This window comes from Mesorhizobium sp. LSJC269B00 (assembly GCF_000502815.1).
GTDB lineage: Bacteria > Pseudomonadota > Alphaproteobacteria > Rhizobiales > Rhizobiaceae > Mesorhizobium.
In genome coordinates this window covers 84,068-101,750 of sequence record NZ_AYVN01000008.1, presented here as the reverse complement: position 1 = coordinate 101,750, position 17,683 = coordinate 84,068, and the positions used below count along the sequence as shown (strand labels likewise).

The following is a 17,683-nucleotide window of genomic DNA, read 5'->3' as shown; positions in this document are numbered from 1 at the left end:
CGCGTAATGTACCCGGCGCTCACCGTCCGTAATGCCCTTCACACAGCGGCTTGGCTATCGCCGATTGTTGTTGGCCACCTTGGCTCAGTGCCCGCCGCGCATCTTCACCACCACAGTCCTCACCGCCAGGACCAGCACGGTGATGATGATCAGGATCACCGAAAGGGCTGCGATCGCCGGGTCAATGTTGTCGCGCAGGCCCATCCACATCAGCCGCGGCAGCGTGATGGCGTTGACCGAGGTGATGAACAGGGTCACGCCGATCTCTTCCCAAGACAGCACGAAGGAGAGAAGTGCAGCGGTGACGATGCCGAACTTGATGTTGGGCATGATGATGCGCGTCGCGCGTTCCCACACGCCGGCGCCAAGGCCGCGCGCGGCAAGGTCGATGCGGCGGTCGAGCTGGCTGAGCGAGACCAGGATCAGCACCGTGGCGAAAGGCACCGTCATCACCGAATGCGCCATGGCGACGCCGAGCCATGTGTCATAGCCAAAGAACGAGCTCATGCCCGAGATCGACGTCAGCAGGAAGTAGAGCGTGATCGCCGAGACCACCGGCGGCACCACCATCGGCAACAGCACGAAGCCGACAAGGGTGGCCGTGAAGCGCGGCTGGAACATCCAGACGCCAAGGCTGAAGCACAGCGCCAGCACGGTGGAGATGACGCTGCTGACGATGCCGATGCGGATCGACAGCAGGATGGCGTCGAGCCAGCGCGGATCCTCGATCAGCGCGCGGTAGTGGCGCAGCGACAGTTCGCCCGTCGGCATAGCCAGCATGCGGCTTGGCGTCAGCGACACCGGGATGACCGCCAGCAGCGGCAGCAGCAGGAACAGTGCCACCAGCACGGCGAGGATCAGCGAGACGGGACCGGGGCGATAGGTCGGCATCAGATCAGTTGCTTCGGTCTGACATAGCGGAACAGCAGCGCCATCAGCGCGCCGACGAACAGCACCAGCACGACGCTGATCGCCGCGCCCAGTCCCCAATCGGGACTCTGGAAGATGCGCAGATAGATCAGCTCGGCGATCATCACGCTGCGGCCGCCGCCGAGGATCGCCGGCGTGACGAAGAAGCCGAGCGAGAAGACGAACACGATCATCGCCGAACCGATGATGCCGGAGCGCGTCATCGGCACGAACACGGTCCAGAAGGTGCGCATACGGCTGGAGCCGAGCCCGCGCGCCGCGAGCAGCACGCGCTCGTCGAGGCTGCGCATGGCGGAGGCCAGCGGGAACACCGCGAAGGGAATGAGGAAATGCGTCATGCCGACGATGACGCCGAACTCGTTGCGCACCAGCGCCAGCGGCTCGGAGATGAAGCCGATCGATTGTAGCCAGGTGTTGATCAGGCCGCGGTTGGACAAAAGCGCCACCCAGCCGAAGGCGCGGGTAAGCACCGAGATCCAGAAGGGGACGAGAATGCAGAATTCAGCGATTATGCGCTGTGCCGGGCTGCCGCGCACCCACACCATGGTGATGGCGTATGCCGCCGCCACGGAAACCACGGTCACGATCAGCGCGATGCGCAGCGTGCGGATGAACACAGACTGCACCAGGGCATCGGTGGCGAGCGCGCCATACTGGCCGAGCCCCGGTGTCGGCAAGGTGACGCTCCACTTGACGACGCCGAGGAACGGCCAGGCGTAGGCCAGCACAAGGAACAGAAGCAGCGGCGCCATCAGCACCGCCGCGCCCATCCTGTCGGAGAGGGTGCCTCTCATCGAAGCTCGTGCCCGGCCTGGTCAGGCCGAGATGATCTTGGTGTATTCGTCGAGTGCTGCCCCGTAATTCTTGGCGTACCAGTCCATGTCGAGCGCGATCTGCTTCTTCATGTTTTCGGGATCGACCGGGTTGATGCGCTTCTTGTCGGCGGGGATCAGCGCATCGGCGGCCGGATTGGCCGGACCCTGTCCGAGCTTGTCGAACATCACCAGCTGCTTTTGCGGATCCTGGGCGCTGGCGATGAACTTCATCGCTGCGTCCTTGCCGCCGGGGTTGCCCTTGAGCACGGCCAGCGCGCCGGGCGAAATCAGGCCCTGATCCCAGATGAACTTGATCTTGCCGCCCGAGTCCTGCTCGATCAGCGAGGCGCGGGTCGACCACACGATCGCCATCGAGGCTTCGCCGTTGAGCAGCACGCTCTGGCTCTCGGCGCCGCCGCCCCAGTAAGCCACGACGTTTTCCTTGAAAGCGGCGATCTTGTCATGCGCTCGCTTCAGGTCGAGCGGGTAGAGCGAGGCCGGCGCGATGCCGTCTGCAAGCAGCGCTGCTTCCCAACTCGACACGCCCCATTTGTAGAGCGAGCGCTTGCCCGGAAACTTCTTCACGTCGAAGAAGTCGGCCATGCCGGTCGGCGCGTCCTTGCCGTATTTCTCGGAATCATAGGCGATGACATAGGAGAAGAAATAGGTCGACGCCGCGTATTCCCAGCCGAACCCCTCGCGCATCTTCTTCTTGTCGACGATGGCGTAGTCGATCGGCTCGAGCGCACCCTGCGCGCCGAGCGTGATGGCCGAGAACGGGTCGACGTCGACAAGGTCCCAGGTCGGCGCGCCGCTCTTGAACTGTGCGGCAATCGCGCCTTCGGTCGGGCCCGAACCGTCCATCTTGACGGTGATGCCGGTTTCCTTGGTGAAGGCCTGGCCGTAGGCGGCGTCATAAGCGGTAAGGGCATCGCCACCCCAGTTGACCAGCACCAGCTCCTTGGCCTGCGCAAAGGCACCGGTCGAGCGCAGCAGCATCGGTGTGCCGGCCAGCACGAGGGCTGCAAGCTGGGTGAATTGCCGGCGCGAAATCTCGCCGCGCACAGCCCGGGCGGTCAGCCCGTCCATGGCTTGTTTTTTGCTTTGGTTTGTCATTTTAGTTCCCCTTTTTCGTTTTGGTTCCGGTGGTTATGGCGCGCTCCAGATTCTTTGCTGGAAGACTTCGCCGTTCTCGTCGTCATCCTCCGTCCGGAAGGAGGAAACCCTTTTCCGCCGGCCATGTCAGCCAGACGGAATTGCCTTTGCTGAGTGCAGCCGCCGCGACCTCGTTCGGCACCGAGACGGTCACCTTGGCGCCCTGGCGTGTCGTCAGATCGAGTTTGGTCGCCGCACCCAGATAGGTCGAGCCGATGGCGGTGGCGGCAATGCCGTTCTCGCCGGCGGCGGCTTCGCGCGTGATCGACATATGTTCGGGCCGGATCGCCAATATGGCATCGCCACGGACTTTCTCGGCCTTGCAGAGCATGTTGACCGCGCGGTCCTCGCAGAGGCCCGTCGAGCCATTGTCGGCGGGCTTGACCCCCTTCAACGGCAGCATGTTGATCTCGCCAAGGAACTCGGCGACGAAGCGGTTGTCCGGCCGGTCGTAGACCTCGTCCGGCGCTCCGACCTGCAGCAATTTTCCGTGGTTGAAGATGGCGACGCGCGACGACAGCGCCAGCGCCTCGCTCTGGTCGTGGGTGACGAAGACGAAGGTGGTGCCGGTCTCCTGATGCAGCCGCTTCATCTCGGCCTGCATCTGGCCGCGCAGGCTCTTGTCGAGCGCCGAGAACGGCTCGTCGAGGAGCAGCACGCCGGGTTCGAACACCAAAGCGCGGGCCAACGCCACGCGCTGCTGCTGGCCGCCGGAAAGCTGCGCCGGCAGTTTCGTCTCATGGCCCTTGAGGCCGACGCGCTCGATCATCTCGGCAACGCGGCGCTTGATCTCGGAAGCCGATTTCTTGCGTACCTTGAGCGGGAAGGCGATGTTGGCCTCGACCGACATGTGCGGGAACAGCGCATAGCCCTGGAAGACCATGCCGGCGGCACGCTGTTCGGCCGGCCGCTCGGTGATGTCGATGCCGTCGCTGAAAAGCTTGCCGGCGGTCGGTTGCACGAAGCCGGCGAGGATCATCAGGAATGTGGTCTTGCCCGAGCCGGAGGGACCGAGCAGCGTCAGAAACTCGCCGCGGCCGATATTGAGCGTCAGGTCGTCCAGCGCCCGGAACGAGCCGAAGCTCTTGCCGATCCCGATTGCCTTGATCTCTGCGGCCCGGCCGGGTTGCTGCATCCTGCCTCTTCCTTGGTCGTGGCTTGAGCGTAGGGCAGGGCCCCGGCTCACCGCAACCGAATAGTTTTCGCCTGATCGGCAAATTTGATTCACGGATGGGAGGCTAGTACGGGCTGATCCGGTTCTCCGACAGCTTCGACCTCAACCACCCATTGAATGCTTCCAGCACCGGGTGGCTGGCCTTGGCATGTTCCGACACCAGGAAATACGAGCGCGGCGAGGGGATCGCGATATCGAAGGGGCGCACCAGACGGCCTTCGCTCAGCGCCCGGCGGCTGGTCAACTCGTCGCCCATGGCGATGCCCTGGCCGGCGATCGCCGCGGAAAAAACGAGGTTCATGTCCGAGAAGAAGATGCCGCCTTCGGTGTCGGGGTTTTCCACCTTGGACAGCGCCAGCCAGCGCGCCCAGTCCTCGGTGTCGCCGAGATGCAGGAGATTGGCGCGCAGCACGTCGGCCGGTTTTGAAAAGCCGCCGACCTTGTTGAGCAGTGTCGGGCTGCAAAGTGGCGTGAACGAGATTTCGCACAGCAACTCCACCGAGCGGTTCGGCCAGTTGCCGACGCCGAAGGCAATGAAGGCATCGGCGTCCGGATTGCTGACATCGTCCAGCCGTCTGGGCGTCAGGATCGACAGCGCCACGTCCGGATACATCTGCCGGAACTCGCCGATGTGCGTGCACAGGAACAGAGAGGCGAAGCCCGGCGTGCAGGAAACGGCGAACGAACCGCCGACGCCCGTGCCGGCCTGGCGCGTCACCGCATCGCCGAGCACCGTCAGCGCCTTTCTCACATCGGCGGCATAGCGCTGGCCGCGCGGTGTCAGCGCCACGCCCTTGCCGATGCGCTCCAGCAGGTCGAAGCCGAGGTCGCGTTCGAGCAGCCGCAACTGATGGCTGACGGCGCTGCGGGTCAAATGCAGTTCATCGGCTGCGCGCCAGACACTGCCGTGACGGGCAAAACTGTCGAGGGCGCGCAGCGCCTGTGTGGAAGGTATTCGCAAGAGGCCTCAGGTGAACCGAATTTGCATGAACCGGAAAAACATATCACTTTTTGCAATGCCGCTTCACTGCTTTCTTGGGCCGCATGGAGAAACCGGTGACGACCTCGGCGCAAGCCACCGCGCTTGCCTGTCTCGATAGCATCCAGCCGTCGCTGTCGGCGTGGACGCGCACCATTTTCGATTTCGGCGAAACAGCCTGGCGCGAATACCAGTCGGCGGCCTGGTATGTCGCGCGGCTGAAGCATGAGGGCTTTTCGGTCGAGGAAGGGTCGGCCGGCATGCCGACCGCCTTTTGCGCCCACTGGACGAATGGCCCGGGGCCGACCATCGGCATGTACGGCGAATACGACGCCGTGCCTGGCAACTGCCAGGACGCGGCAACGGTGAAGCGATCGCGGCCGGGCCTCGGCAGCGAGGCCGGCGGCCACACCGATCCGCATTCCGGGCTTGGCATTGCCGGCCTCGGCGGACTTCTCGCCACCAAGGCGGCAATGCAACGCCACGGCATCGAGGGGACGTTGCGCTTCACCGGCGAGCCGGCCGAGAAGGTCAGGGGCTCGAAGCCGATCCATGCGGCCAAGGGCTACTATGACGGCCTTGCCGGCATGATCTCCTTCCACCCCTTCTATATGCTGCCGCTCTGCAACACGGCGCGCTGGGACACGCATTGCGGCGCCGCCTATGCGATGATCTACCGTTTTGTCTGCGACGAACCCGAAAACTGGGTTCGCGCAAGCGATGGCGCGCCGATCCCGCAGGCGCATTCGGCGGTGCGGGCGCCCGGCGCCAATGACGCGCTGATGACGATGTACATGACCTCCAAGGCGCTGCGCGATTCCATGCTGCCTCACCAGGGCGGCTGGTCGATCAGCGAGGCGATCCTCACCGCCGGGCAGGCGACCGCCGACAATCTGCCGGCGGGGCTGGCCGAGATCCAGTACATGATCCGCGTGCCGACCATTGCCATGGCAGAGCAGGTCACCGCGGTGCTCGACCGTAATGCGGCCGCGGCCGCGGCGATCAGCGGTTGTCGCTATGAGCGCCATTGGGTGTCGAAGTCGAGGCCGGGCCTCGCCAATCACGCCATGGCGGGGATTGCCTATGAGGCGCTGTCCACCGTTGGCGCTCCGAGCTGGGACGAGGCGGCGAAAGCGATCGGTCGCGAGGTCCAGGTCAATGCCGGCGGCACCGCGACCGACAACCCTTTCATCGACGAGATGGAGCGGCTGGTTGCGCCGCAAGAGGCCGAGGCAATCCTGCGCCGCGATTTGCCTCCGTCGCAGATCAACTCGACCTCCGACGACTACACCGACATGTCGTGGCACACGCCGACCGCACGCTTCTATGTCGCCCGCCCGGCGCTGCGCTCGGCGAATGGCCATGCCTATCCATCCTGGGCGATGAACGCGCTGGGCGGTATCTCGGCCACCATCGACCCGATGGTCATTTGCGCCGCCAAGACGGTTGCGCTTGCAGCCCTCCGCCTGCTCGAGGACAAGTCCGCGCGCGATGCGGCCATGGACGAATTCGTCACCCGCACCGGCGGCGGCATTGGTGGCTCCAACTGGATCGCGCCGCTTTGCGACTATGACCCGCCGATCAATTTCCGCTGGCCGGAATATGTCACCACCGCGCGCGGACGCGATTGGTGGATTCCGAGCAGCCAATCCAATCAAGCTGCATAGTCAAATCGAGGAGAACCTTATGACCGTCCATGATCGCATCATCGCCGAACCGTTCTCGCTGCAGCGCCGCAATCCCGCCGGCGGCACCAAGCCGCTGAAATCATGGGGCTTTGCCAACGAGACCGACGTGCTGACAGACGTGTTGCTCGGGTCGCCAAACTTCCTGCGCCACCTCTCGACCAGCTCGCTCTCGCGCAAGCATTTGCGCGAAGCGCCCTGCAACGTTCAGATCGCCCAGGCGCAGCACAAGGACCTCGTCGCCGCCTATGAGCATTTCGGCGTCAACATCCACTGGCACGAGCCGACGCCGGAACTGCCGATGCAGGTCTATTCCAGAGACTCCAGCGTCATGACGCCCTACGGCGCCTTCATCACCGCCATGGCCAATTGGTGGCGGCGCGGCGAGAACTATGCCGCCATCCGCACCTATGAAAAGCTCGGCATCCCGATCTACGACATGGTCACGGCTGGCACCTTCGAAGGCGGCGACTTCAACGTCATCGAGGAGGGCGTGGTGCTGATCGGCTGCGGCGGCGCCCGCACGCAGGAAGAGGGCGCCCGCCAGGTGCAGGACTGGTTCGAAAAGGAAGGCTGGGAAACGCGCCTCGCCTTCATCGACGAATATTACGTCCATATCGACCTGATGGTGGTGCCGATCGCCGAAAAACTCACCGCGGTGTGTCTGGCCTGCACCGAGCCCGGCATCGTCGACTGGCTGAAGGGCAAGGGCCACGAGATCATCGACGTGCCGTTCCAGGACACGTTGGCGCTCGGCTGCAACTTCATGTCGCTTGGCAAGGACAGGGTGATCGCGCCGACGTCGAGCCAGTCGCTGATCGGCCAACTCAAAGCGCGCGGCTTCGAGGTTGCTGCCGTCGACATGAGCGAGATTTCCAAGACCGGCGGCGGCATTCACTGCATGGCGCAGGCGCTCAAGCGCGAGCCGGCGTAAGGGCAGGAATTGCCGCCGGGACCTGTGACGGACTGCTGTCAGATTTGACAAAACAGGCCTGGCAGAGGAAATTGATGCCATTAGAGGAGGGATTCTGTGAAGAAAACTTACGAAAAGCCGAGTCTGGCCAAAGCCGGCAAACTCGGATCGCTGGTCGCTTCAAACCCGTCGAAGCCCGCCCCCTGAGCGCAACCAGCCGCTGAAGGCCGAAATTCGGTCGTCCTGGTTACCGGCGAGCGGATCGCGCTGTATGATTGAAGGGAGCCCGCCGGCTTTGAACGGCGGGCTTTTTGCTTTGCGCCAGAGCGCCGCCGCGTCAACTGGCTAGCCCAGTCTTCCCGACCCTGAATTGAACTTGCGCCGGGCGTTTTCCAGATGCGCGCGCATCGCCTGGCCGGCCGCTTCCGGGTCGTGGCGCTCGATCGCCTCGAACACCGCCTGGTGGCCGGCAAAACTCCTGCGGTTTTCGATCTCCGTATTGGCCACGTGGATGCGCTGGTTGATCAGCCATTCGACCTAGCCGATGATTTGAAAACCAAGCCAGCTTTCCCAAAAGATCATGCCCAAACAAAGCCATAGCGCGAAGACCACATGCGCGCCGTTCCCGCCCGCTCGGCGATCAGGGAGTGGCTGGCGTGAGATGGCCGCGCTGACGACGGAACGAGATCGCCTCGTCTGGCCGGCCGGACTCGCGACGGCGTGGTCCGGCCGGAACTCCATCTGCTATGCGGGTATCAATACGGCGATGCGATGCACGCCGACCTCCTTGCTTGTATTCGTCGCTTCATCGGTCTTGCCCTTGGAGCAGGTGTACATATCACCCGTCTTGAGCTTGAATTCCTTGTCCGCTTTCTTGATCGTGAATGCACCTGAGGTAATGGTGCACACCATGTCGTTGTCCATCACGGTTTGAGGAGCATGTGCTCCGGGCTGAAACACAACGTCGATAATTGCGATGCTCTTGTAGGCGGGAATGTCAGCATTGCCGGTGCCGACCTCCACCACCCTGACACCGGGCGCAATCTCCTTGCCCTCTTTCGGGCCGTATTTCTTGATTTTTGCCGATGCCGCCAAGGTGAACAAAGGCGCTACCGCGGCGGTCGTCAGACCGAGGGCAATTGCAGACCTGCGATTCATGGTTTTCATTGCATCCTCCCGATGCTCGTCATGCATGGATATGCACGACCGCGATATATTAGCACAAACGAATTTACTTGTATGCAAAGTGACTGTGGCGCAGGCCAGCAAGAAACGCTCCGCCGGATAATGTCGCTCACTGTACCTTTTGCCGGAATTTCGAATGACAGGTCGAGCAATCCTGCAGGATGAGATGCAGGATATGCTCCGCCGGCAGTTTGGTCGGATCGGCTTCCTCTGGAATCGAGCGCTTGCCGAGCAGGCTGCCGCCGCCCATCGCCAGGCCGGTGCCCATGCGCATGTCATCGGTGATGACGGCCGGCGCGCTTTCGGCCTTGGCGGCCAGAGCGTCGGCCAGCGTTCCGATATGATTTGCCAGGGCCTCGAATTCCGCCCGTGACTGATCGATCTCCAGCCTGGCCTGCGAAGGCGGTCCAAGCGAGCCGCTCGGAAATTCGGCAATCAGGGCAGGGCCGGTGCGCGCGCGCAGCGTGTCCGCTGCCGCCTTGAAGGCTGCCGCGTCATAGGCTTGCCTGCGGTCGAACATGCCGGCAATGGTTTTCGCAGCCGCCGCCATCTCCTTCATCGACGCCTGGCGGGCCGCGACGATCGGTCCGCTGCCGACGGAGGCGCCCATCGTAAGGGCACAGACCAGCCACAGCAGCGCCGCTTTCACAGTCCATCTCACGGCGCCATGTCCTTGCCCCATCCATCCGTGCTCAGCCAGCCGCGGCAGGGGTTCGACCTGCAGTCGGATTCTTCGGTCGTGATGCCGGTTCTCATCGGTAAATTTCCGTCGCCGGAGGTCTCCGTCTCTGAGCAGATAGACCTTCCAGCCACCGGAAGGTCAACTGATTAAGAAGGCCGATCAGCGGGCAATCAGCACAGGCTTGCAGCAAGCTGACGCAGCGTTTCCTTGACTTGGATCGCAAAAACGGGCAGCAAGGCGGGGGTGAGGGAGAGCATTCTACCGTGGCGCAGACCATGGAGTGCTCTTTTTTTCGTATCAGGCGCCGCATAATCGGTGGCTGATGGAGGGATTGGTTAACCAACTTTGTCCATCTTTTGATTCAATCGGCAACAGACGCGAAATGTGCAGGGGGCACCAGCGAACTGTGGATGTCACGGATGCGAGGGTCGCAAGCCTGCATGCCGATTGAGAGTGGTTGTATGGCGTTTTTGCGTTTGAAAGACCGGGGCGACACTCCTGAACGGGGTTTGACTTCGAAGAGATCCGGCCAGCGCTGGGTGGTGGTGCCGGTTGTCGGCGCGGCCTTGGCGCTGTGGTCCGTGGCAACCATGGCCGGCCTCTATTCGCTCGGCGCCTCCCTCACCGCAGCCTCCAACAGCCTTCCGCACAGTCTGCTTCTGCCGAACGCAGCACTTGCCGATTCGCGCCGCAGCCTCGCCAATTCGTGGGCGCCGCGGCTTTCGGCGCAAAAATCACAGGCCTCGCTGCTCAGCCAATGCGACGCCGGCTGCGCGCATGCCGCCGCGAACTTCGCGCATGACGGCAAGATGGCGCGGCTGAAGCCGGCCACGCCCGCTGTGGCCCCGAGCAGTGTCGCCTCAAACATTGCGCCAAACACCAGCGTCGCTCTCGCCACTTCGCGCGGCATGCGCTTCGACGGCGTGGTGGCCAAGGCAGAGCTGTCGCCGCAAAAGCTGGCTGCCGCCTTCGCCAAGGCCTCGAATGCGCCCTTCATGCTTGCCAGCCTTCCGGTCGCTGCCCGTTTCGCCGAAGTCCGGCTGCCCGATCAGCATGGCCCGGCCTCGGAACGCTTTGGGCCGGAAGTGGCTGAGATCGAACGCTCATCGCGCCTGGCGCTGGCGCTGGCCAACAGCTTGCCGGAAGACGCTGACATGCTGGCCCCGCCGCCGGCCGTTGAAGCAATCGCCGGAGGGCAGGATCCTGAGCAGGCCGAGGTTCAGGTCGCTTCGCTGCCGCCGCAGGACGATCTGCCCGACAACATTGCGTTGCCCGGTTGGCGTCCACGGGCCGAAACCGCTCAGCCTGCCGAGGCTCGGCAAGCCAGCAAGCCCAGGGCAGCCAAGCCACAGACCGACAGGACGCCCGAGAGCCCCGCACCCCAGTCGCCGGGCAATTCGTCGCCGCGCTCGCCACGCAGTACTTCGGAGGTCGCCGCACTGCCTGGCGTGCCAGACAGCCAGAGCATCCAATCAAGCCGGATCAAGCCTGGCAAACGGTCGAAGACACAGGCCGGCGAGATGCTGGCCTATGCCAAGCCGGACGTCCCGGCGGGCGGTGTCGGTCGCGCCTTCAAGGATCTGTTCGCCACGCCCGGAATGGGCGGCGGCGTCGCCGTCTACGATATCTCGGCCAAGACCGTCTACATGCCGGACGGCTCGCGGCTGGAGGCCCATTCGGGGCTGGGTTCGATGGTCGACCAGCCGCGCTTCGTGCACAAGAAGAATGTCGGCCCGACGCCGCCCAACACCTATGATCTGCGTCTTCGAGAATCCCGCTTCCATGGCGTCGAGGCGCTCCGTCTCACTCCCGTCAGCGGCGGCAACAAGTACGGTCGCGACGGCCTGCTCGCCCACACCTACATGCTGCGCGGCGGCCGTGCGGAGTCCAATGGCTGCGTCGTCTTCAAGGACTACGCCCGCTTCCTTGCCGCCTACAAGAAAGGCAAGATCAAGCGCCTCGTCGTCGTGCCGCGCCTGACCAAGCCGCTGACGCGGGTCGCTCAGGAAGGCCGGGGAGCGTAAGGCAGTAGGCAGTAGGCAGTAGGCAGTAGGCAGTAGGCAGTAGGCAGTAGGCAGTAGGCAGTAGGCAGTAGGCAGTAGGCAGTAGGGCCCAGGAGCGTCCATCGCCTGTTCCTTGTTTTTCTGCCCCTATTGCCTATTCCCCACTGCCTATTCCCTTTTGACCCCCAGGCAGATTATGACTGACCCCTGCGGGTCGGCTTCACCACGAGGACATCATGACAATACGCGCTGTCGTTTGGGGCGAGAACATCCATGAGCGGACCAATGAGGTGGTCGCAGCCCTCTATCCCGAGGGCATGCACACGACCATCGCCAAGGCGCTGAATGCCGACGAGGCGATCTCCGCCTCGACCGCCACGCTCGAACAGCCCGAGCATGGCCTGCCCGAGGCGCGCTTGGCCGAGACCGACGTGCTGGTCTGGTGGGGCCACAAGGACCATGGCGCCGTTGCCGACGAGATCGTCGAGCGCGTCGCCCGCCGGGTCTTTGAAGGCATGGGGCTGATCGTTCTCCATTCCGGCCATTTCTCGAAAATCTTCAAGCGGCTGATGGGCACGCCCTGCACGCTGAAATGGCGCGAGGCGGGTGAGCGCGAGCGGCTCTGGGCGACCAGTCCCAGCCATCCGATCGCCGAAGGCGTCGGCGAATATTTCGAGCTCGAGAATGAAGAAATGTATGGCGAGCAGTTCGCCGTGCCCGAACCGCTGGAGACCGTCTTCATCTCCTGGTTCCAGGGCGGCGAGGTGTTCCGTTCTGGGCTGACCTATCGCCGCGGCGCCGGCAATGTCTTCTACTTCCGCCCGGGCCACGAGACCTATCCGACCTATCACGACGCCAATGTGCACAAGGTGCTGCGCAATGCGGTTAAGTGGGCGCACAATCCGCAGGGCACCAAGTCGGCGATCCTCGAGGCGCCGAACGTGCCGGTCGAGAAGGCGCTGGAGCCGATCGTCGAGCGCGGCGGCAAGCTGCACGCTTCGGGCGAGGCCGGCTTCCGCTAAAGCAAAATCCAGGAAAAAAGGCGTAGCGGTTTTCCGCATGGGTTTCCTAGACCGTATCTGCGCCATATGATTGAATCGAACCAATTCGCTCGGAGTGCAGAGAATGCGGCTTTTGATACTGGGTACCGGCTGGATGGCGCAGGAGCATGCCCGCCGCTTCGGCGGTATCGACGGCGTCGAGATCGTCGGTGCTGTCGACGTCGATGAAAAGCGCGTTGGCGAATTTGCCGACGGGTTCAAGATACCGAAGCGATTCACATCGCTGGAAGACGCGCTGGCGTGGGGCGAGTTCGATGCGGTCGCCAACGTCACGCCCGACCGCATTCACCACCCGACCACCATGGCGCTGATCGCGGCCGGCAAGCCGGTGCTGTGCGAAAAGCCGCTGGCCGAAGACTTCGGCAAGGCAAGCGAGATGGCCAAAGCGGCTGAGGCCGCCGGCATCGTCAACATGGTCAATCTCACCTATCGCAATGTCGCTGCCTTGCAGAAGGCGCGGCAGATGGTGCTGGCCGGCGAGATCGGCACCGTCCGCCACGTCGAGTCCTCCTATCTACAGAGCTGGCTGGTCTCGAAATTCTGGGGCGACTGGCGCACCGACCCGAAATGGCTGTGGCGGCTGTCGCGCGACCACGGCTCCAACGGCGTGCTCGGCGATGTCGGCATCCACATCCTCGATTTCGCTAGCTATGGCGCCGCACTCGATGTCGACCACGTGTTTTGCCGGCTGCGCACCTTCGACAAGGCGCCAGGCAACCGTATCGGCGAATACGACCTCGACGCCAATGACAGCTTCGCCATGACGCTGGATTTCTCCAACGGCGCCTTTGGCGTCGTTCACGCCACCCGCTGGGCGACCGGCCACATCAACGAATTGCGCCTGCGCATCTATGGCGACAAGGGCGGCATCGAAGTCGTGCACAATCTCGAGGGTTCGGAACTGAAGGCGTGTGTCGGCGGGGGTATCGAGAACGCCAAATGGCAGGTGCTCGACGCCGGCACGGTGCCGACCAATTACCAGCGCTTCGTCGATGCGGTTCGCAGCGGCGTGCAGGCCGAGCCTTCATTCCACCATGCCGCCGAACTGCAGAAGGTGCTGGATCTGGCCATGGTTTCGGAACAGAAGCGGACGGAACTGAGGGCCAGCGCCGATACGCAGTGATGTGAAGGGGAGGAAGAAACTATGGTCTCGCGCCGCGCGCAATGTCTCTGCGGCCAGCTTTCAGCCGTCTGTTCGGGCGAGCCGGTGCGCATCTCGGTCTGCCACTGCCTCGACTGCAAGCGCCGCACCGGCAGTGCCTTCAGCTACAATGTCCGGTTTGCGCAAGCTGATGTATCGATCGAGGGGCGGGCGAAGCAGTTCACGCGCACCGGCGACGAGGGCGGCCGCGTCATCTACAATTTCTGTCCGGAGTGCGGCGCCGCCGTCCACTATCGCATCGACACGCAACCCGGCGTGATCGCCATTCCCGTCGGCGCCTTCGCCGACCCGTCGTTCCCGCCGCCATTTCAGTCTTTTTACCACGAAAGCCGGCGCTGTGAGTGGGTCGAGATCAATGCCGAGCCGCTGGCGACGTTCGACTGAAGGCCGCTTTTTGGATACCCGGAACCGTCCGCACGCTCCGCGCCTTCAAGAGGGCATCGCCCCTGATTGCCATTGCCGGGCCGTTAGCCATCGCGCTCGGCTGCCCCATGAATAGGCATAAGTCAAGACGAATCCGGCTTGCGGCCCGATTGCTGACATGCTTACCTGACGGCATGTGTTCAATGGGGGTATATGGATGGCTAAGGAATCTTCGAATTCCGCTTCTTCAGAAAAGAAGGCGGACGTAAATCTGATAGGTAACACAGAAGGAAACGGGCTGAACTTCATGGGAGTTCAGGCTCGCGAAAACGGAACCGCCGGCGACGCCGTCGGTGTCGACAAGATCCGTGACCTGCTGTTCGGCAACCAGATGCAGGACTATGACCGCCGTTTTTCCAAGCTTGAAGAACGGGTGTTGCAGCGCTTCAAGGATGTCGAGTCCGAGGCCAAGCGCAATCTCGAAATGTACGAGTCGAATGCAAAGAAGCAGATCGATTCGCTTGCAGGGCAATTACGGAGCGAAAAAGATTCACGAGCCGATGCCGACAAAGAGATCGACCGGAATCTTCGCGAGCAAAACCAGGCTCTTGAAAAGCAGGTGCGCACGTTGTCGGATCAGTTGAGCGCGCTCGAGCGCGACGTTTCGGACCGGATAAATCGAAACGATCATTTGCTGCGTGAGGAAATCAAGCAGAAGAATGAAGGCGTTCAGATGCTGATCGAGAAGATGTTTGCCGACCTCAGCAACGTCAAGACCGACCGAAATCTTTTGGCTGGCCTGTTTGTCGAGGTTGCAAAGTGTCTCAATCAGGATCCCGTCGGGAGCAAGAGCAACTCGGACCGTAGCTGGAAAGTGAGTTGATGGGACCTTGACGTCCACCGTCGACCCATTCAACCTTCCGCAAAGAACAGCCTCGAACGATACAGAGATTGATCGCGAGGCTCTGGCTCGTCTTTTGATCGAAATTGCCCGGAACGTTGATCCGGACTACCGTGCGCAGTTCGAGGCGGTTCCAACCGCCGATCCGCGCATGGAAACGCTGCGGCAGTTGCTGGTCAGCCGCGAAATCTCCGAGCTTTCACGCGTCACGCATCTGCTCGACGAACCCGAGCAGCTTGCGGCGGCCGTGGGCGACGTTCTTCCCAGTGCTGCCGGACGAGCGCCTTACGCGCAACTCGGCGAGGCGCTTGCGCCAGCTGTCGAACGGGCTGTGCAACGGTCGATCCAGAAGAGCCCGCGCACGCTGACGGACATATTGTACCCGGTGTTTCTGCCGGCAATTCGCAAGTCGATCGGCGAAAAGATCGACCAGACCTTTCAGTCGCTGAATGAAACTCTAAGGCACATATTCACCTGGCACGGGCTCAAGTGGAGACTTGAAGCCTGGAGAACAGGGGCAAGCTTCTCCGCAGTTGTTCTGAAGCATTCCCTTGTCTACCGTGTGGAACATGCCTTTCTCATTCATCGGAATTCCGGCCTTTTGATAGCGCATGTAACTGCCGACAATGCGACGAGCGAAGATCCTCAGCTCATTTCTTCGATGCTCAGTGCGATTCAGGATTTTGTAAAAGACTCATTTAACGAGAAAGAGCAGAGCGGCCTGGACACAATCCGTTTCGGCGAGCTTCGTCTCTGGTCGGAAGTTGGACCGTTTGCGACACTGGTTTCGGTGATCCGGGGAAATCCGCCGGAGGAATTGCATGAAATCGTTCGCGATGTGTTGCTTCGCATCCATGAGCAATCCTCAGAGGCTTTAGAGCAGTTCGACGGCGACGGTTCGCAGCTGGCCTCCGTAGAGGCGCAGTTGCAGACCTGCGTCGAGCTCAAGCAAGAGGAATCAAACGACGGATTTCCGTGGCTGGTGGCGGCCGTTGCCCTGTTGCTCTTGAGTCTGGCAGGCGTTTGGTACTTTCTTTCCTGGCAATCAGCGCAGCGCTGGCAGGCTTACGTGTCGCGCTGGCAGGCTTACGTGTCGCGAGTGGAGGCCCAGCCGGGCATCATCGTTGCCGAACAGCAGGTACGCGATGGCCAGTTCTATATTGCCGGCCTGAGGGACCCGCTTGCCGTCGACCCGCGGTCGCTGTTGTCAGGCACGGGAGTCGATCCGGCCGGGGTTCATTCGCAATGGCAATTTTATCAGAGCCTTGAGCCGGAGTTCGTGCTGAAGAGGCTGACGGCGTCGCTGGCTCCGCCGGATTCAGTGCGACTTTCGATTGTCGATGGCCGCATCGTCGCCGAGGGTGAGGCTCCCGACACCTGGATCAGCCGGGCGCGCGCGGCGGCCCAGCAGCTTTCGGCAGGCGGGCCGGTCTTCGATATCTCGGGGGTTCGTGACGTAAGTCCCCAAGTGCGCGAGGCGGAGCGCTGGCACGCCTATGTGTCGCGACTGGAGACCCAGCCGGGCATCATCGTTGCAGACCAAAAGATAAGCGACGGCCAATTCTATATTGCCGGCCTGCGAGACCCGCTTGGCGCCGATCCGCAGTCGCTGTTGTCGGGAACAGAGGTCGATCCCGCCCGGGTTCATGCGCAGTGGCAGTTCTATCAGAGCCTTGAGCCGGAGTTCGTGCTGAAGCGGCTGACGGCGTCGCTGTATCCGCCGGATACAGTACGACTTTCGATCGTCGATGATCGCATCGTTGCCGAGGGTGAGGCTCCAGACACCTGGATCGATCGCGCGCGCGCGGCGGCCCGGCAGCTTTCGGCAGGCGGACCCGAATTCGACATCTCCAAGGTTCGTGACGTGAGCCCCGAAGCACGCGCGGCGGAGCACTGGCAGTATTATGTGTCGCGACTTGAGGCCCAATCGGGAATCATCGTCGCCCAACAAAGCGCGAGGGGCGGACATTTCTACATTTCCGGCTTGAGAGACCCGCTTGCCGCCGACCCGCAAGCCCTGCTCTCCGGAACGGACGTTGATCCTGCCCGCGTTCATGCACAGTGGCAATTCTATCAGAGCCTTGATCCGAAGTTTGTGGTGAAGCGGCTGACGGCGGCGCTGTCCCCGCCGAAAACCGTTCAGCTCTCGATCATCCAGGGTCGCATCGTGGCCGTGGGTGAGGCTCCTGCCGGCTGGATCAACCGCGCGCGGGCCGCCGCTGAACAACTTTCGGCGGACGGAGTGGTTCTGGATGTCTCGCAACTGCGTGAGCTGAACCTTGCAGAACTTAATCATTTGAGGCAGGCCATCCAGACGACCGATATTTTCTTCTCTTCCGGCAAGGTTGTGCCGGGACCGGAGCAGACGCCGGTTCTCGACAGGTTGGCGGATCAAATAAAGGAATTCGCCCAGAGTGCCCGCAATTCCGGCGTAACGGCGCGGTTCATGTTGACCGGGCATTCGGACACCACGGGCCGTGAGACGGCCAACGCGTCGATCAGCGCCGCCCGCGCCGAGACAGTTCGTGCGCTTCTCAACAAGCGGGGCGTCGCTCCCGAATTGCTGCTGGTTCGGGGCGCGGGCACTTTTGAGCCGGCTGTACCTGAAAACAGTCTAACCGGTAGCTCCACCAATCGCCGGGTTTCGATTACCGTAAACCTGGACTAGCGGAGCT

16 protein-coding genes are annotated in these 17,683 nt (G+C 62.6%); 8 read left to right on the top strand and 8 right to left on the bottom strand.

Features of this window, described 5'->3' with window-relative positions:
- Positions 1-84 precede the first annotated feature (84 nt).
- From X771_RS145335 to X771_RS145355, 5 genes are all read right to left on the bottom strand, one after another.
- The gene (locus X771_RS145335) at positions 85-891 is read right to left on the bottom strand and encodes an ABC transporter permease (RefSeq protein WP_023689053.1); all 807 of its coding nucleotides are present in this window, start codon (positions 889-891) and stop codon (positions 85-87) included.
- Entirely contained in the window at positions 891-1,724 is an 834-nt protein-coding gene (locus tag X771_RS145340; RefSeq protein WP_023670301.1) for an ABC transporter permease, read from the bottom strand. The genes X771_RS145335 and X771_RS145340 overlap by 1 nt, the downstream gene beginning before the upstream one ends.
- A 21-nt stretch (positions 1,725-1,745) precedes the next feature.
- On the bottom strand, positions 1,746-2,861 hold the full coding sequence (locus tag X771_RS145345) for an ABC transporter substrate-binding protein (RefSeq protein WP_023689052.1): 1,116 nt from the start codon (positions 2,859-2,861) through the stop codon (positions 1,746-1,748).
- Between the two features lie 82 nt (positions 2,862-2,943).
- Positions 2,944-4,035, bottom strand: coding sequence for an ABC transporter ATP-binding protein (locus X771_RS145350; protein ID WP_023689051.1), 1,092 nt, complete (start codon positions 4,033-4,035; stop codon positions 2,944-2,946).
- 103 nt (positions 4,036-4,138) lie between these two features.
- A complete protein-coding gene (locus tag X771_RS145355; protein ID WP_023684774.1) occupies positions 4,139-5,035 on the bottom strand; it encodes a LysR substrate-binding domain-containing protein in 897 nt (298 codons plus the stop codon).
- 83 nt (positions 5,036-5,118) lie between these two features.
- Here X771_RS145355 and X771_RS145360 point away from each other — a divergent pair, with 83 nt between their 5' ends.
- Together X771_RS145360 and X771_RS145365 are read left to right on the top strand one after the other, a co-directional pair.
- A complete protein-coding gene (locus X771_RS145360; RefSeq protein WP_031193513.1) occupies positions 5,119-6,720 on the top strand; it encodes a peptidase M20 in 1,602 nt (533 codons plus the stop codon).
- 19 nt (positions 6,721-6,739) lie between these two features.
- Entirely contained in the window at positions 6,740-7,672 is a 933-nt protein-coding gene (locus X771_RS145365) for a dimethylarginine dimethylaminohydrolase family protein (RefSeq protein ID WP_023689049.1), read from the top strand.
- 324 nt (positions 7,673-7,996) lie between these two features.
- Here X771_RS145365 and X771_RS1000000166975 read toward each other — a convergent pair whose 3' ends face one another.
- The 3 genes from X771_RS1000000166975 to X771_RS145375 all read right to left on the bottom strand — a co-directional run bounded on the left by X771_RS1000000166975 (position 7,997) and on the right by X771_RS145375 (position 9,497).
- Positions 7,997-8,158 carry an FCD domain-containing protein gene (locus tag X771_RS1000000166975; protein ID WP_023689048.1) on the bottom strand — a complete coding sequence of 54 codons (162 nt, stop codon included), beginning with the start codon at positions 8,156-8,158 and terminating at the stop codon, positions 7,997-7,999.
- A gap of 237 nt (positions 8,159-8,395) precedes the next feature.
- Positions 8,396-8,818 carry a hypothetical protein gene (locus X771_RS145370; RefSeq protein ID WP_023684778.1) on the bottom strand — a complete coding sequence of 141 codons (423 nt, stop codon included), beginning with the start codon at positions 8,816-8,818 and terminating at the stop codon, positions 8,396-8,398.
- Between the two features lie 127 nt (positions 8,819-8,945).
- The gene (locus tag X771_RS145375; RefSeq protein ID WP_027048847.1) at positions 8,946-9,497 is read right to left on the bottom strand and encodes a cytochrome c; all 552 of its coding nucleotides are present in this window, start codon (positions 9,495-9,497) and stop codon (positions 8,946-8,948) included.
- A 530-nt stretch (positions 9,498-10,027) separates the two neighbouring features.
- Here X771_RS145375 and X771_RS145380 point away from each other — a divergent pair.
- From X771_RS145380 to X771_RS145405, 6 genes are all read left to right on the top strand, one after another.
- Positions 10,028-11,542: a DUF2778 domain-containing protein gene (locus tag X771_RS145380; protein ID WP_023805630.1), complete on the top strand. Its 1,515-nt coding sequence runs from the start codon at positions 10,028-10,030 to the stop codon at positions 11,540-11,542.
- A gap of 215 nt (positions 11,543-11,757) precedes the next feature.
- A complete protein-coding gene (locus tag X771_RS145385) occupies positions 11,758-12,543 on the top strand; it encodes a ThuA domain-containing protein (protein ID WP_023689044.1) in 786 nt (261 codons plus the stop codon).
- Between the two features lie 103 nt (positions 12,544-12,646).
- Positions 12,647-13,705, top strand: coding sequence for a Gfo/Idh/MocA family oxidoreductase (locus X771_RS145390; protein WP_023689043.1), 1,059 nt, complete (start codon positions 12,647-12,649; stop codon positions 13,703-13,705).
- A gap of 21 nt (positions 13,706-13,726) precedes the next feature.
- The gene (locus X771_RS145395; protein WP_023689042.1) at positions 13,727-14,128 is read left to right on the top strand and encodes a GFA family protein; all 402 of its coding nucleotides are present in this window, start codon (positions 13,727-13,729) and stop codon (positions 14,126-14,128) included.
- 196 nt (positions 14,129-14,324) lie between these two features.
- Entirely contained in the window at positions 14,325-14,990 is a 666-nt protein-coding gene (locus X771_RS145400; RefSeq protein WP_023670314.1) for a hypothetical protein, read from the top strand.
- 7 nt (positions 14,991-14,997) lie between these two features.
- Positions 14,998-17,676 carry an OmpA family protein gene (locus tag X771_RS145405; RefSeq protein ID WP_027048849.1) on the top strand — a complete coding sequence of 893 codons (2,679 nt, stop codon included), beginning with the start codon at positions 14,998-15,000 and terminating at the stop codon, positions 17,674-17,676.
- Positions 17,677-17,683 lie beyond the last annotated feature (7 nt).

Excerpts from the sequence above, each read along its gene's own strand:
- X771_RS145370 (WP_023684778.1), bottom strand. The coding sequence starts at position 8,818 with ATGAAAACCATGAATCGCAGGTCTGCAATTGCCCTCGGTCTGACGACC.
- X771_RS145390 (WP_023689043.1), top strand. The coding sequence starts at position 12,647 with ATGCGGCTTTTGATACTGGGTACCGGCTGGATGGCGCAGGAGCATGCC.
- X771_RS145360 (WP_031193513.1), top strand. The coding sequence starts at position 5,119 with ATGGAGAAACCGGTGACGACCTCGGCGCAAGCCACCGCGCTTGCCTGT.
- X771_RS145340 (WP_023670301.1), bottom strand. The coding sequence starts at position 1,724 with ATGAGAGGCACCCTCTCCGACAGGATGGGCGCGGCGGTGCTGATGGCG.
- X771_RS145385 (WP_023689044.1), top strand. The coding sequence starts at position 11,758 with ATGACAATACGCGCTGTCGTTTGGGGCGAGAACATCCATGAGCGGACC.
- X771_RS145345 (WP_023689052.1), bottom strand. The coding sequence starts at position 2,861 with ATGACAAACCAAAGCAAAAAACAAGCCATGGACGGGCTGACCGCCCGG.
- X771_RS145335 (WP_023689053.1), bottom strand. The coding sequence starts at position 891 with ATGCCGACCTATCGCCCCGGTCCCGTCTCGCTGATCCTCGCCGTGCTG.
- X771_RS145400 (WP_023670314.1), top strand. The coding sequence starts at position 14,325 with ATGGCTAAGGAATCTTCGAATTCCGCTTCTTCAGAAAAGAAGGCGGAC.
- X771_RS145365 (WP_023689049.1), top strand. The coding sequence starts at position 6,740 with ATGACCGTCCATGATCGCATCATCGCCGAACCGTTCTCGCTGCAGCGC.
- X771_RS145395 (WP_023689042.1), top strand. The coding sequence starts at position 13,727 with ATGGTCTCGCGCCGCGCGCAATGTCTCTGCGGCCAGCTTTCAGCCGTC.
- X771_RS145350 (WP_023689051.1), bottom strand. The coding sequence starts at position 4,035 with ATGCAGCAACCCGGCCGGGCCGCAGAGATCAAGGCAATCGGGATCGGC.